Annotated in this window: 14 protein-coding genes; 9 read left to right on the top strand and 5 right to left on the bottom strand. The window is 61.5% G+C overall.

Translation table 11 applies throughout. The annotated features are described in order from the left end of the window. Positions 1 to 13 precede the first annotated feature (13 nt). Complete coding sequence (locus tag AACW30_RS17900; protein WP_169366918.1) at positions 14 to 646, top strand: TRAP transporter small permease; 633 nt, start codon at positions 14 to 16, stop codon at positions 644 to 646. Next, positions 646 to 1,926, top strand: a complete 1,281-nt coding sequence (gene dctM, locus AACW30_RS17895) for a C4-dicarboxylate TRAP transporter large permease protein DctM (protein WP_106578981.1) — start codon at positions 646 to 648, stop codon at positions 1,924 to 1,926. The genes AACW30_RS17900 and dctM overlap by 1 nt, the downstream gene beginning before the upstream one ends. A gap of 120 nt (positions 1,927 to 2,046) precedes the next feature. On the opposite strand, the gene ampC is transcribed toward dctM, so the two are convergent. After that, positions 2,047 to 3,201, bottom strand: a complete 1,155-nt coding sequence (gene ampC / locus AACW30_RS17890; protein ID WP_200625540.1) for a class C beta-lactamase — start codon at positions 3,199 to 3,201, stop codon at positions 2,047 to 2,049. Positions 3,202 to 3,329: 128 nt separating this feature from the next. Here ampC and AACW30_RS17885 point away from each other — a divergent pair, with 128 nt between their 5' ends. Next, the gene (locus AACW30_RS17885) at positions 3,330 to 4,220 is read left to right on the top strand and encodes a LysR family transcriptional regulator (RefSeq protein WP_200625539.1); all 891 of its coding nucleotides are present in this window, start codon (positions 3,330 to 3,332) and stop codon (positions 4,218 to 4,220) included. A gap of 75 nt (positions 4,221 to 4,295) precedes the next feature. After that, on the top strand, positions 4,296 to 5,480 hold the full coding sequence (locus tag AACW30_RS17880) for a DUF2252 domain-containing protein (protein WP_106578984.1): 1,185 nt from the start codon (positions 4,296 to 4,298) through the stop codon (positions 5,478 to 5,480). A 497-nt stretch (positions 5,481 to 5,977) separates the two neighbouring features. On the opposite strand, the gene yghX is transcribed toward AACW30_RS17880, so the two are convergent. After that, a complete protein-coding gene (gene yghX, locus AACW30_RS17875) occupies positions 5,978 to 6,865 on the bottom strand; it encodes a YghX family hydrolase (protein WP_106578985.1) in 888 nt (295 codons plus the stop codon). 44 nt (positions 6,866 to 6,909) lie between these two features. Beyond that, positions 6,910 to 7,404: a PaaI family thioesterase gene (locus tag AACW30_RS17870; protein ID WP_200625538.1), complete on the bottom strand. Its 495-nt coding sequence runs from the start codon at positions 7,402 to 7,404 to the stop codon at positions 6,910 to 6,912. A gap of 121 nt (positions 7,405 to 7,525) precedes the next feature. Between AACW30_RS17870 and AACW30_RS17865 the strand changes: the two genes are divergently transcribed. Next, entirely contained in the window at positions 7,526 to 8,092 is a 567-nt protein-coding gene (locus tag AACW30_RS17865) for a YceI family protein (RefSeq protein ID WP_200625537.1), read from the top strand. Here the strand turns inward: AACW30_RS17865 and AACW30_RS17860 are convergent. Beyond that, a complete protein-coding gene (locus tag AACW30_RS17860; protein ID WP_200625536.1) occupies positions 8,089 to 8,979 on the bottom strand; it encodes a DMT family transporter in 891 nt (296 codons plus the stop codon). The two genes, AACW30_RS17865 and AACW30_RS17860, sit on opposite strands and share 4 nt — an antisense overlap. A gap of 89 nt (positions 8,980 to 9,068) precedes the next feature. On the opposite strand from AACW30_RS17860, the gene AACW30_RS17855 reads away from it, so the two are divergent. Continuing rightward, on the top strand, positions 9,069 to 10,394 hold the full coding sequence (locus AACW30_RS17855) for an aminotransferase-like domain-containing protein (RefSeq protein WP_200625535.1): 1,326 nt from the start codon (positions 9,069 to 9,071) through the stop codon (positions 10,392 to 10,394). A 29-nt stretch (positions 10,395 to 10,423) separates the two neighbouring features. Here the strand turns inward: AACW30_RS17855 and AACW30_RS17850 are convergent, their stop codons facing one another. After that, on the bottom strand, positions 10,424 to 10,855 hold the full coding sequence (locus AACW30_RS17850) for a nuclear transport factor 2 family protein (protein ID WP_106578990.1): 432 nt from the start codon (positions 10,853 to 10,855) through the stop codon (positions 10,424 to 10,426). 258 nt (positions 10,856 to 11,113) lie between these two features. Between AACW30_RS17850 and AACW30_RS17845 the strand changes: the two genes are divergently transcribed. From AACW30_RS17845 to AACW30_RS17835, 3 genes are read left to right on the top strand one after another with little or no spacing between them, the layout of a single operon-like run. Continuing rightward, entirely contained in the window at positions 11,114 to 11,323 is a 210-nt protein-coding gene (locus AACW30_RS17845) for a DUF6434 domain-containing protein (RefSeq protein ID WP_200625534.1), read from the top strand. A gap of 5 nt (positions 11,324 to 11,328) precedes the next feature. After that, the gene (locus AACW30_RS17840) at positions 11,329 to 11,799 is read left to right on the top strand and encodes a RidA family protein (protein WP_119740019.1); all 471 of its coding nucleotides are present in this window, start codon (positions 11,329 to 11,331) and stop codon (positions 11,797 to 11,799) included. Between the two features lie 7 nt (positions 11,800 to 11,806). Further along, positions 11,807 to 12,544, top strand: coding sequence for a CPBP family intramembrane glutamic endopeptidase (locus AACW30_RS17835; protein WP_106578993.1), 738 nt, complete (start codon positions 11,807 to 11,809; stop codon positions 12,542 to 12,544). Positions 12,545 to 12,953: the final 409 nt, after the last annotated feature.

Here is a 12,953-nt window from a genome sequence, read left to right as displayed (position 1 = left end):
GCGAGGTTTTGCCATGCAAACGCTAAGGCGCGTCTGGGAGCACCTGGAGGAAGGTTTTATCGCCTTCCTGCTGGCCGCCATGACCCTGGTGACATTTGTCTACGTCATGCTCAACAACATCTACACGCTGTTCTTTTCCCTGGCGGACAAGTGGGCGTGGAGCAGCAATTTCTTCAATGCCCTGGGCGATCACACCATGACCTGGGCCCAGGACATGACCTGGAGCGTGGCGCTGACCAAGGCCATGTTCGGCTGGTTGATTTTCTTCGGCATCTCCTACGGTGTGCGCACTGCCGGCCACCTTGGCGTGGACGCGCTGGTCAAGCTGACCAGGCGCCCGGTGCAACGCTTGCTCGGCATGCTCGCGTGCCTGTGCTGCCTGGCCTACGCGGGGCTGTTCATGGTCGCCAGCTACAAGTGGGTGAGCGCGGTGATGAGCGCCCATATCGGCGCCGAAGACCTCGACCAATACGGCGTGGACGTCGGCGATATCGTGATCATCGTGCCGATTGGTTTTGCCCTGGTGTTCATCCGCTACCTGGAAATTTTCTACCGCATTTTCACCCACCGTCAGGTCGGGTTGGGCCTTGCCGATGAGGCCGGCGAGGCCAGCAAGTTGGCCGGCAGCCATGAGGAGCGTCACTGATGGCCGTGCTCTGTCTGTTTTTGCTGTTGTTTGTGTTCATGTTCCTGGGCGTGCCGATTGCGATTTCCCTCGGGCTGTCCGGCGCGGTGTCGATCTTGATGTTCAGCCAGGACTCGGTGAGTTCGCTGGCGATCAAGCTGTTTGAAACCTCCGACGCCTACACCTTTCTGGCGATTCCGTTCTTCCTGCTGTCCGGTGCGTTCATGACCACCGGCGGCGTGGCGCAGCGCTTGATCGACTTTGCCAACGCCTGTGTCGGCCACATCCGTGGCGGCCTGGCGATTGCGGCGGTGTTGGCGTGCATGCTGTTTGCCGCGCTGTCGGGCTCATCGCCGGCGACGGTAGCTGCGGTGGGCTCGATTGCCGTGGCGGGCATGGTGCGCTCCGGTTACCCGAAGGAATTCGGCGCGGGGATTATCTGCAATGCCGGCACCCTGGGCATTCTGATTCCGCCCTCGATAGTGATGGTGGTGTACTCGGCGGCCACCGAAACCTCGGTGGGCAAGCTGTTTATGGCCGGTGTCATTCCAGGTTTGCTGCTGGGCTTGATGTTGATGGTCGCGATCTACATCGTCGCGCGCATCAAGAAGCTGCCGGCGCAACCGCGTGCCACCTTTCGTGAATGGCTGACCTGTGCGCGTCGCGCCTTCTGGGGCTTGCTGTTGCTGGTGATCATCCTCGGCGGCATTTACAGCGGCATGTTCACCCCGACCGAAGCCGCAGCGGTGGCGGCGGTGTACTCGGCGTTCGTGGCCTTGTTCATCTACAAGGACATGAAGTTGCGTGACTGCCCCAAGGTGTTGCTGGAGTCCGGGCGCCTGGCGATCATGCTGATGTTTATCATCGCCAACGCCATGCTGTTCGCCCACGTGCTGACCACTGAACAGATCCCACAGGAAATCACGGCCTGGGTGATCTCTGAAGGCCTCACGCCGATCGGCTTTCTGATCATGGTCAATATCGTGTTGCTGGTGGCGGGCAGCTTTATGGAGCCGTCGGCCATTGTGCTGATCCTGGCGCCGATCTTCTTCCCGATTGCCATGAAGTTGGGCATCGACCCGATTCACCTGGGGATCGTGATGGTGGTGAATATGGAAATCGGCCTGGTGCACCCACCCGTGGGGTTGAACCTGTTCGTGACCTCGGCGGTGACTGGCCTGACCTTGGGGCAGACCATCCGCGCGGCATTGCCGTGGCTGATGATCTTGCTGGTGTTCCTGATCATGGTGACTTACTTGCCGTTTATCTCGCTGGCGCTGCCGCACTGGCTGGGGATGTAGCACGGTCAAAAATGTGGACGCGGGCTTGCTCGCGAAAGCGGTGTGTCAGGCAACATTTTCACCGACTGACACTGCGCCTTCGCGAGCAAGCCCGCGCCCACAGTTGATGTGTGCGAGGCCTTAGTGATCTATCGCGCTCAAGATCGCGTGTGCCACTTTGACTCGTTCAGCGTTGGGGTAATTCTTGTTCGCCAGCATCACCACGCCCATGTCCTTGCTCGGCACGTACACCACGTACGCCCCGAAACCGCCGGTCGAGCCGGTTTTGTTGTACAGCACGTTGGCCGGTTGCGGCTGTGCGGGCGTCAGCCAGTTGACCTTGTGGGGCTCCATCGCCATAGGCGTGGAGTTGCCCTCCAGCAAGGCTTGCAGCGTGACCGGGTAGGGGTAGCGTTCCCAGCCCAGGCCCTGGGTCATGCCGTTCACGGTGTAATAGCCCGCGTGGGTGGTGGCAATCGCCTGTTGCAGGGGTTTTTCCAGGGCTTGTGGGTGCATGTTCACCATCACGTAGTGAGCCAGGTCCTGGGCGCTGGTCTTGATGCCGTAGGCTTCGCTGTCCAGCGCGCCGGGGCTGACGCGTATGGGCTTCAGGTTCTTGTCATAACCTTGGGCGTACAGGCTGGATTTGTCGGCGGGCACGCTGACGTGGGTGTTGGTCAAGCCCAGCTTGGGCAGCAGGGTTTTTTCCATGGCCACGTTGAACGGCTGGCCCAGGCTTTGCGCCGCCAGATAGCCGAACAGCCCGATGCTTGGGTTGGAATACAGGCGTTGTGCGCCCGGTGCGTAAGTGGGCTTCCAGTGCTGAAAGTAGCCGAGCATGGCCTCGGCGCTGTCGGCAGCGTCGGGAAATTGCAGGGGCAGGCCGCCGGGGGTGTAGGTTGCCAGTTGCAGCAGGCTGATCTTGTCGAAGGCGCTGCCGGCCAATGCCGGCAGGTGCTGGCTGGCGGTGTCCGAAAGCTTGAGCTTGCCGGTCGCCTGGGCGTAGCCGCCGAGGGTGGCGGTGAAGGTTTTACTCACCGAGCCGACTTCAAACAGGGTGTTTTCGCTGACCGGCTGCTTGGCTTCCTTTGACGCAGTGCCGTAGTTAAAGTATTGCACCTTGCCGTCCTGGACCACGGCAACCGCCAGGCCCGGAATGGCCTGTTGTTGCATCAACGGTTTTACGTTGGCATCTACCACGGCCTGCAGGTCGGCGGCGGCCAGGCAGTTGCCGGCCGCCGCCAATACGGCCAGCGCGGTTAAATTACGCACTCCAAACAGAGACAGTTGGGGCATGATGTGGCTTCCATGAGAATGATCGATTGAATAGATAGCCTGCGCAGGCGCCGCAAATGTAGGCAGTTTGCCCACCGCGAACAACCGATGATATCTCGCACCAGCCATTAGAAAATCTGGGGTCAAGCATGCTGCGTTCCCATCTGCCGCTCAATGCCTTGCGCGCCTTCGAGGCGTCGGCCCGCCATTTGAGTTTTACTCGCGCGGCCATTGAGCTGTGCGTAACCCAGGCGGCGGTCAGTCACCAGGTCAAAAGCCTGGAGGCCCAACTCAATGTAGTCTTGTTCAAGCGACTGCCACGCGGCTTGATGCTGACCCGTGAAGGCGAAACGTTGCTGCCGGTGGTGCGTGAGTCGTTTGATCGTATTGCCCAGACCCTCAGCCAGTTCGAAGGCGGGCATTACCGCGAAGTGCTCACGGTGGGGGCCGTCGGCACCTTTACCGTGGGCTGGCTGCTGCCGCGCTTGCCGGACTTCCACGCGCGCTACCCGTTTATCGACCTGCGCCTGTCCACCCACAATAACCGCGTCGACGTGGCCGCCGAAGGCCTGGATTACGCGGTCCGCTTTGGTGCCGGCGCCTGGCATGGCACCGACGCCTGCGAACTGCTGGCGGCGCCGTTGACCGTGCTGTGTACGCCAAGCATTGCCGAGCAGTTGCGCACGCCCGTCGATTTGTTGAAACACACCTTGCTGCGCTCCTACCGCGCCGATGAATGGAGCCTGTGGCTCCAGGCCGCCGGTTTGCCCGCCGATACCCTGATACCGCGCAGCATTGTGTTCGACTCTTCACTGGCGATGATGGAGGCAGCGCTGCAAGGCATCGGTGTAGCGCTGGCGCCGGCGATGATGTTTTCGCGGCAACTGGAAAGCGATGTGATCCGCCAGCCGTTCGGCATCGGCATCACCACCGGCAGTTATTGGCTGACGCGCTTGCAGTCGCGGGCCGAAACCTCGGCGATGCTGGCGTTCAAGGCGTGGCTGCAGGACGTGTGTGCACAGCCGGGAAAACTGTCTTAATGCCACTATCTTGAAACAAAATGAAACATCTCTTGGCGGCGAAGCTCTACTGTATCTCCCGCACTGAGTTCATCCATGAAGACCCCGCGCCCCGCCGACCGCATGCCCCACCTCACGCAACTGCGCAATTTGAAAATGGCGCGCTCTGCCCACGCCTATGTGCGCGGCAGCACGGTGCAGTTTTATGAATGGCTGCACAGCCAGCCCGGCCGTCGCTTGCCGCATGGCCCAGCGATTTGGATTTGCGGCGACTGCCACGCAGGCAATCTGGGCCCGACCGGCGATATCAAGGGCCGTATCGACATGCACATCCGCGACCTTGACCAGACCGTGATCGGCAATCCGGCGCACGACCTGGTGCGCCTGGCCTTGTCGTTGGCCACCGCCGCCCGCGGCTCGGACCTGCCGGGGGTGACCACCGCGCGCATGCTCGAAGAGATGATCGGCGGCTACGAACAAGCCTTCAAAGACAAGCCCGACGAAGCACCGCCACGTCCCTCCCAGGTCAAGGCCGGCATGCGCAGCGCGGTGGAGCGCACCTGGAAAAACCTGGCGCGTGAACGCATTGAAAACGTGCGGCCGACGATTCCACTGGGCAAGCACTTCTGGGCTTTGTCGCGGGCTGAAAAGGGCGCCCTGCAAACCCTCTGCGCCTCGGATGAAATCCACCAGTTGGTCACCTCGCTCAAAGGCCGGCCCAAAGACGCCAAGGTCGAACTGCTGGACTCAGCCTATTGGGTCAAGGGCTGCAGTTCCCTCGGCTTGCTGCGCTATGCAGCACTGCTGGGCGTTGGTGACAAGGATGATCAGGAATATTGCCTGATCGATATCAAGGAGGCGGTTGGCGCGGCTGCACCGCGTACACCGCGCGCGAAGATGCCCCGCGACAATGGGCGGCGGGTGGTGGAGGGCGCGCGTCAGCTGTCACCGGGCCTGGGAGAACGCATGCTGGCGACGCGTTTTCTCGACCATGGTTTTTTTATCCGTGAATTGCTGCCCCAGGACATGAAGCTGGAACTGGATGAACTCAGCGAAACCGACGCCATGCACGCCGCCGGTTACCTGGCCCGCGTGGTCGGCATCGCCCATGCCCGGCAGATGGACCGTGACACGCGCAAGCAGTGGATGGCGGTGCTGCAGGAAAACCGCTCCAAACAGCTGGATGCGCCGTCGTGGTTATGGACCAGTGTGGTGCAGTTGGTGGGGAGTCATGAGCAGGGTTATCTCAACCATTGCCGACGGTATGCCCTCGAACACTGATCTGGAAAACAGCGACTACTCCATGTGGGAGCGGGCTTGCTCGCGAAGGCGGTGTGCCAGCCGGCTGATTGGGCGCTGACCCACCGCATTCGCGGGCAAGCCCGCTCCCACATGGGTTCTGTGTTGTGACAGGAGAAGCGGGGTTATTTCCAAGCTGAGCGCTGACTTGTTGTGGCGAGCGGGCTTGCCCCGCGTTGGGCTGGGAGAGGCGGGGTCAGGCCCCGGTTCTAGCATTAACCGTGGTCTGACCCTTATGTCCCTCTTATGTCCCTTATTTCTACCCTCGAACACTAATCTGGAAAACAGCGACTACTCCATGTGGGAGCGGGCTTGCTCGCGAAGGCGGTGTGCCAGCCGGCTGATTGGGCGCTGACCCACCGCGTTCGCGGGCAAGCCGGCTCCCACGTGGGTTCTGTGTCGTGACAGGAGAAGTGGGGTTATTTCCAAGCTGAGCGCTGACTTGTTGTGGCGAGCCAGCTTCCACATTCAGATCGGGGCTAGGCCAGGTATTTGTGGAACCAGCCTAGGGTTCTTTCCCACGCCAGATTCGCCGCCGCCTCGTCATACCGGGGCGTTGAGTCATTGTGAAACCCGTGGTTGGCACCCTTGTAGATGTACGCCTCGTACGTTGTGCCCGCCGCCTTCAACGCCTTTTCATACGCCGGCCAGCCTTCGTTGATGCGCGTATCCAGCTCGCCGTAGTGCAGCATGATCGGCGCCTTGATGCGCGGCACATCTTTGGCCTCCGGCTGCTTGCCGTAGAACGACACCGCCGCGCCCAACTCCGGATAGGCTACCGCCGCCGCATTGGTCACGCCGCCGCCATAGCAGAAGCCGGTAATCCCGACTTTGCCGGTGCTGTTGTCGTGGTGCATCAGCCATTCGATGGCGGCGAAGAAGTCGTTCATGAGTTTTTCGGGGTCGACTTTCTGTTGCAGTTCCACGCCTTTTTCATCGTTGCCGGGGTAGCCGCCCATCGAGGTCAGGCCGTCTGGCGCCAGGGCGATGAAGCCGGCTTTGGCCAGGCGGCGGGCGACGTCTTCGATGTAGGGGTTCAGGCCACGGTTTTCGTGAACCACCACCACCGCCGGCACCTTGCCGCTGGCCTTGGCCGGGCGTACCAGGTAGCCGCGCACCGTGCCGTTGCCTTTGGGCGAGGGGTAGGTGATGTAGTCGGCGATGATCTCCGGGTCGGTAAACTTGACCTGTTCGGCCAGCGCGTAGTTGGGGCTCAGGGCCGCCAGCAGCGCAGAGGCGGTGAGGCCGCCAAAGGTGAACAGTGCGGCGCGGTCGAGAAATTCGCGGCGGTTGAGCTTGCCATGGGCGTAGCCGTCGTAGAGTTCCAGCAGTTCGGGGGCAAAGTCTTTCGCGGTGAGACGAGTCATCGGTGCATTCCTCGATTAGCGGTGGCAATCAATGTAGACCAGGATCAGCCCGCGCGACCATGGGCGGCAGCCGCCAGTTGGCCGGTATCGACGCGCACGAACACCGAGTCACCGATGGCGGTGAGCACCTCACCGGCGTACACCTCGCAGACCACGCGGCTCTTGCGCCCCACCTCGCCCTCAACCCGCGCGCGCAGGCTCAGCGTGACGCCCATGGGCGTGGGCTTGATGAATTTGATGCCGAGGTTGCCGGTGACGCAATCGATGCGCGGCGAGCTGCCGGGTTCACGTTGCTCGGCGCGGTAGTGATAAGCCATGGCCGTCCAGTTGGAATGGCAGTCCACCAGCATGGCGATCAGGCCGCCGTAGACCAGGTCGGGCCAGCCGCTGTATTTGGCCTCGGGCTGATGCTCGGCGATGACGTGGATGCCATCGGCGTCCCAACGGCTTTTGATGTGCAGGCCATGCGGGTTGCTGCCGCCGCAGCCGTAGCAGATGCCTTCGGGGGCGGTGGTGTCCTGCAGAGAAGGGATGGGCATGAAAAGTCCTTATTGTTTTTCGCGACTACTCTGTTTAGCAGGACGCGCGCCCGATGGGAATAAATCCATGCCATGGCGTGTTAGCTCAGCACGTGTGTCCTTTTCTCTCGCGGAGCGTTTCATGAAGCGTCGAATGTCCAAGGTGTTCTTGCTGGCCCTCGTCTTCGGTTGGTTTTCCAGCGCGCAGGCTGTGGAATACAAAGACGTCAACCGCACCGCCAGCCAGATCAGCTTTACCTTCCAACAGTTCGGGCAGCAAGTGTATGGCACCTTCAGCGACTTTGAAGGCACCCTGACGTTCGATACGCAAAAGCCCGAGGCGGCGCATGCGTTGCTCAAAATCCAGCTCGCCAGCATCGACGCCGGCAGCCCGGACGCCAATACCCAACTGCAACAGCCCGCGTGGTTCGACACCACGGCCTATCCGGTCGGCGTGTATGAATCCAACGGCGCCACCGCACTGGGCGACAACCGCTACACGATCGCCGGCAACCTGACGATCAAGGGCATCACGCGGCCGGTGGACATCACTGTGCTGCTCAAGGAGCAAAGCGGCATCGGCGTGTTCGACGGTGAGTTCGTGCTCAAGCGCGATGACTTCAAGATTGGCGAAGGTGAGTGGGCGGGCAACAGCGTGGTGTCCAACGACATCACCATCAAGTTCAAGATGGTCGCGCCGCAGCGTTAACGTGCAAACCGTTTCGCGCCGGCCACGCAGCCGATCACCGCAACCGTTACCAGCACCATGCCCAGGCTGACCTGCTCATGCAGCAGGCCCGCCGCCAGCGCCAGGCCGAAGAAGGGTTGCAGCAACTGCAACTGGCCGACGGCGGCGATGCCACCCTGAGCCAGGCCGCGGTACCAGAACACAAAGCCGATGAGCATGCTGAACAACGCCACATAGCCCAGGCTCAGCCAGGCCGGCAGGCTGATGCCGCTGAAGGTCGCGGGGGCGAGGATCAGACTCAGCGGCGCCACCACCGGCAGCGACACCACCAGTGCCCAGCAGATCACCTGCCACCCGCCCAGGGTGCGTGACAATTTGGCGCCCTCGGCATAGCCCAAACCGCATGCCAGCACCGCCAACAGCATCAGCACGTCACCCACGGGCGCGGCGCTCAAGCCTTGGGCGACGGCGTAGCCCATCACCAACAGGCTGCCGAGTATCGAAAACAGCCAGAACACCGGGCGCGGCCGCTCGCCGCCACGCAGCACGCCGAACACCGCCGTGGCCAGTGGCAGCAGGCCGATGAAGACGATGGAGTGCGCCGAGGTGACGTATTGCAGCGCCAGTGCCGTGAGCAGCGGAAAGCCAATCACCACGCCGAGCGCGACGATTGCCAGCGGCAACCATTGCGCGCGCGATGGGCGTTTCTCCTTGAACAGTCTCAGCAGGCACAGCCCCAGCGCGGCGGCGAGGGTGGCGCGGATCATGGTCAGGAACACCGGGTTGAACTCCATCACCGCCAGGCGCGTGGCCGGCAGTGAACCGCTGAAAATGAGCACGCCGATAAAACCGTTGATCCAACCTTGAGTGCTGCTGTCGAGCCTGTTGAGGCCAAAGGTGCGTTCCATGAGGGCGTGCCTGAAAAGGATAAGTTGCGTTCGGCCATCCTAGGGTCGAAGATTAAGACAATCAAAAAATTGTCATGGATACATCGCTTATGCCACGTGCTCGCTACAAGTCGCTGGTCGATGCGTTTGCCGGGGATATCCGCAGCGGTGCGCTGCCACCCGGCACGCGTCTGCCCACCCACCGCCAATTGGCCGCCGACCATGGCCTGGCGCTGGTCACGGCCAGCCGTGTGTACAGCGAGCTTGAGGCGATGGGCCTGGTCAGTGGCGAAACCGGGCGCGGCACGTTCGTGCGCGAAATCTCGTTGCCGCCGGGGCAGGGCAGTGGGCAGATGACGGTAGCGACGGGCATGCTCGACCTCAATTTCAACTACCCGTCGCTGCCGGGCCAGGCCGATTTGCTGCGTACGGCGTTGCGCCAACTGGCGCTGTCGGGCGACCTGGAGGCGCTTCTGCGCTACCAGCCCCATGCCGGCCGCCTGCACGAGCGGGCAGCGGTGGCGCGGCATCTGTTGAGCCGAGGGCTGGTGGTGGAGGCCGAGCAAGTGCTGGTGGTCAGCGGTGCCCAGCACGGCTTGGCGGTGACGATGATGGCATTGCTCAAGCCGGGGGATGTGATTGCCGTCGATGCCCTGACGTATTCAGGCTTTAAAGTGCTGGCCGAAACCCTGCACCTGGAAATCGTCGCGATCCCGGTCACCGCCAGTGGCCCGGACCTGGACGCCCTGCAACGCCTGTGCAGCAAGCGGCCGGTGCGCGCGGTGTACAGCATTCCGACCTTACATAACCCGTTGGGTTGGGTGATGAGCCTGGAACAGCGCGAGGGATTAGTCGGCATTGCCCGACAACACAATCTGATGATCATCGAGGACGCGGCCTACGCGTTTCTGGCGCAGGAGGCGCGGCCCCCATTGGCAACCCTGGCGCCTGAGCGCACGGTGTACGTCGGCGGGTTTTCCAAGAGCGTCGCGACCGGGTTGCGGGTCGGCTTTATTGCCGCGCCCCCGGCCTGGGTAAAGAAACTGGAACGCACCATCATGGCCACCACCTGGAACGTACCCGGCGTCATGAGTGCGATGGCCGTGGCCTGGATCGAGGACGGCACGGTCGACCAGCTGGAAGCGCAAAAGCGCCAGGATGCCAAAGCGCGACAGGCTTTGGCGGCGCACGTGCTCAAGGGCGTGCATTACATCAGCCACCCGTCATCGTATTTTCTGTGGTTGCCGCTGGGTGAAGAGGCCAGGGCCGATCAAATCGCCATGGCCTTGCAGCGCGAAGGTATTTCGGTGTCCACCGCCGAGCCGTTTGCGGTTTCGGCAACCGTGCCCCACGCGCTGCGTTTGGCATTGGGCTCGGTGAGCATGTCGGCGCTGCGCGAGGCGCTGGTGAAGGTCCGCGAGGTGGTGCAATGGTGAGCTGACGCGCGCCAGCTCACCACCGGTCATCAGTATTTGTAAGCCTGGCGCCCGATCAGCAGCCACTTGCCTTTTTGCTTCTGCCAAACCTGGAAGTTGTCGATGTCGGTCGGCGTGTCTACGCCACTGTTCACCGCCAGCGCGTGAAAGTGGTTACGCACCAGGGCCGTGTCGCCGTCGAGGGTAATGGTCTGGTTCTGCATTTCAAGGGTCTTGAACGCGCTGGTGTGGGTTTCCAGATCAGCAATGAATTGCGCTTTGTTCTGCACCTTGCCGCTGGAGTGGCCGTAGGTGAGTTTGTCGGAGGTCAACGCATGAAGCTGCTTGAGGTCCAGGTGCAACATGGCTTGGGTCAGTTGGTCGACCGCTTGGGCCACATCCTTTTCGGCGGGGGCAGGCGCTGCTGCGACGTAGCCGGTGAACAGGCACAGAAAACCGATCAGCACTTTGACGTTTTGCATGGGTGTTTCCTTATTGTTGTTAGGGTCGGGCACGATTATTTAAGTCGTCGTACAACCATGCAATATTTCTGATGGGGAAGGAAAGTGAAATTTTGAAATATCTTGAAAAGGTTAGGCGATGACGCGTTATAAGCGCTTTAGAGTCTTGTACGACATCTCAACACATAGTGTAGGGGTGTGAGTTTTTCCGTGCCGCTTCCTGCTCAAGTAGCACATCGCTATGCTACTGCCGACACAACAAGAACCCCCGAGGGAAAAATGGATTTTAACTGGCACAGCGACGTTATTACCCGCGCCACCCCCGTCACCCCACACTACAAAACTACCCAGAACGTTCGCCGTTTCATGCTTGAACACTGCGGCCCGGGGTTCAAGTTCGACCGGCCCTTCATGGCCTGGATTCGCAGCGACATCCCCAAGACCCTGGGCGATGTGGTGGATGAGTGGCAACATCGCAACGAGGTTTGACGAGCATGACAGCAGACGAAAAATACCAGGCAGCCCAGCAGCGCCTCGGCTATCAACTGGACGAGTTCAAAATCGGTGGCAACTACACACCCTTGGTGCGCGATGGTCACCACCTGTACATCAGCGGCCAGATCCCCCGGGTCGGCGACACGATCGTGCTGCCCGGCAAAGTCGGCGAAAGCCTAACCCTGGCCCAGGCGCAAATCGCCGCCGGCATCAGCGCGCTGCGTTGCCTGGGCTTGCTCAAGCAGGCATTGGGCTCGCTGGATCAAGTCAAGGCCATCGCACGTATCACCGTGTACGTGCGCAGCGCCGAAGACTTTGATCAGCAAAGCGAGGTGGCCAACGGTGCGTCGGACCTGTTGCATGAAATTCTCGGCAGCGCCGGCACGCACACCCGCACGTCGGTGGGGGTGATGCAGTTGCCGAAATCGGCAGCGGTCGAGATCGACATGATTGCTGTTGCCCACGGTTGAGGCCGGCATGATCACCCAAGGCATGGGCGTACTGACCAACTACGGCGTTCACCTGGCGCCGGGGCTGGTGCTGTTTGGGCTGTGGTTTGCGCTGACGCCCAGGGCGATGCTGGCGATGCGCATCCTGATCCTGCTGACGGCATTTGTGTTGATGCGTGACGCGATGACGCCGCTCGGGATGTGGTCGCTCAGCAGCGAAGTGCAGATCGCGTTCAGCGCGAATGCCTTTGTGTTGGCGGCGCTGGGTGGGATGTCAGTGCTGCTGATTATGGTGCTTGCACGCACGGCGCCGGAGTTATGGCGGCTGATGCGCTGGACCATCGGCAATCCTGCGCTGGGTTTGGCCGTGGGGCTTGTGGTGGGCTGTCTGCTCGGTGTGCCGCTGCGGGTTTACCAGGGCATCGAGGCGTTCGAGATTCACGGCTACTGGGTCTGGCTGCCGGGGATGGTGGTGCTGGCCTATGGCGCGAATGCGTTGGAGGAGGTGCTGTTTCGCGGTTTTTTGCAGGGCTACCTCGAACAGCAGGTGACGCCATTGCGCGCGGCATTGATCAGCGGCGTAGCCTTTGCGGCCTGCCACGCGTTTCTGGCCTTGAGTGTCACCCAGTTGGGCTGGCCGGTATTGCTGTTCACCCTGATCGAAGGCCTGGCCTGCGCGCTGGTGCGCATGCGCTATGGCGTGTTGCCGGCAACCGTGGCCCATGGCACGGCCATCCTGTTGATTGCCGTGCCCTACCTGACTTGATGTGAAATGCAGTAAAACTTGTGGGAGCGTGTTTAGCCAGCTGCTGACCGGCCTGGCCTGAAATGCAGTCAACACTGTGGGAGCGGGCTTGCTCGCGAAGGCGGTCTGTCAGTGAAAAACAGGTTGGCTGATCCGCCCCTATCGCAGGCAAGCCAGCTCCCACATTTGCAGCGTGATTAGCCAGCTGCTGACCGGCCCGGCCTGAAATGCAGTCAACACTGTGGGAGCGGGCTTGCTCGCGAAGGCGGTCTGTCAGTGAAAAACAGGTTGGCTGACCCACCGCTATCGCAGGCAAGCCAGCTCCCACATTTGCAGCGTGATTAGCCAGCTGCTGACCGGCCCGGCCTGAAATGCAGTCAACACTGTGGGAGCGGGCTTGCTCGCGAAGGCGGTCTGTCAGTGAAAAACA

Origin of the sequence: Pseudomonas sp. MF6747, from assembly GCF_963890955.1 — a bacterium.
In the GTDB taxonomy this organism is placed as follows: domain Bacteria; phylum Pseudomonadota; class Gammaproteobacteria; order Pseudomonadales; family Pseudomonadaceae; genus Aquipseudomonas.
Note: the sequence above shows the minus strand (reverse complement) of the source record. Positions and strands in the feature narration are given on the sequence as shown.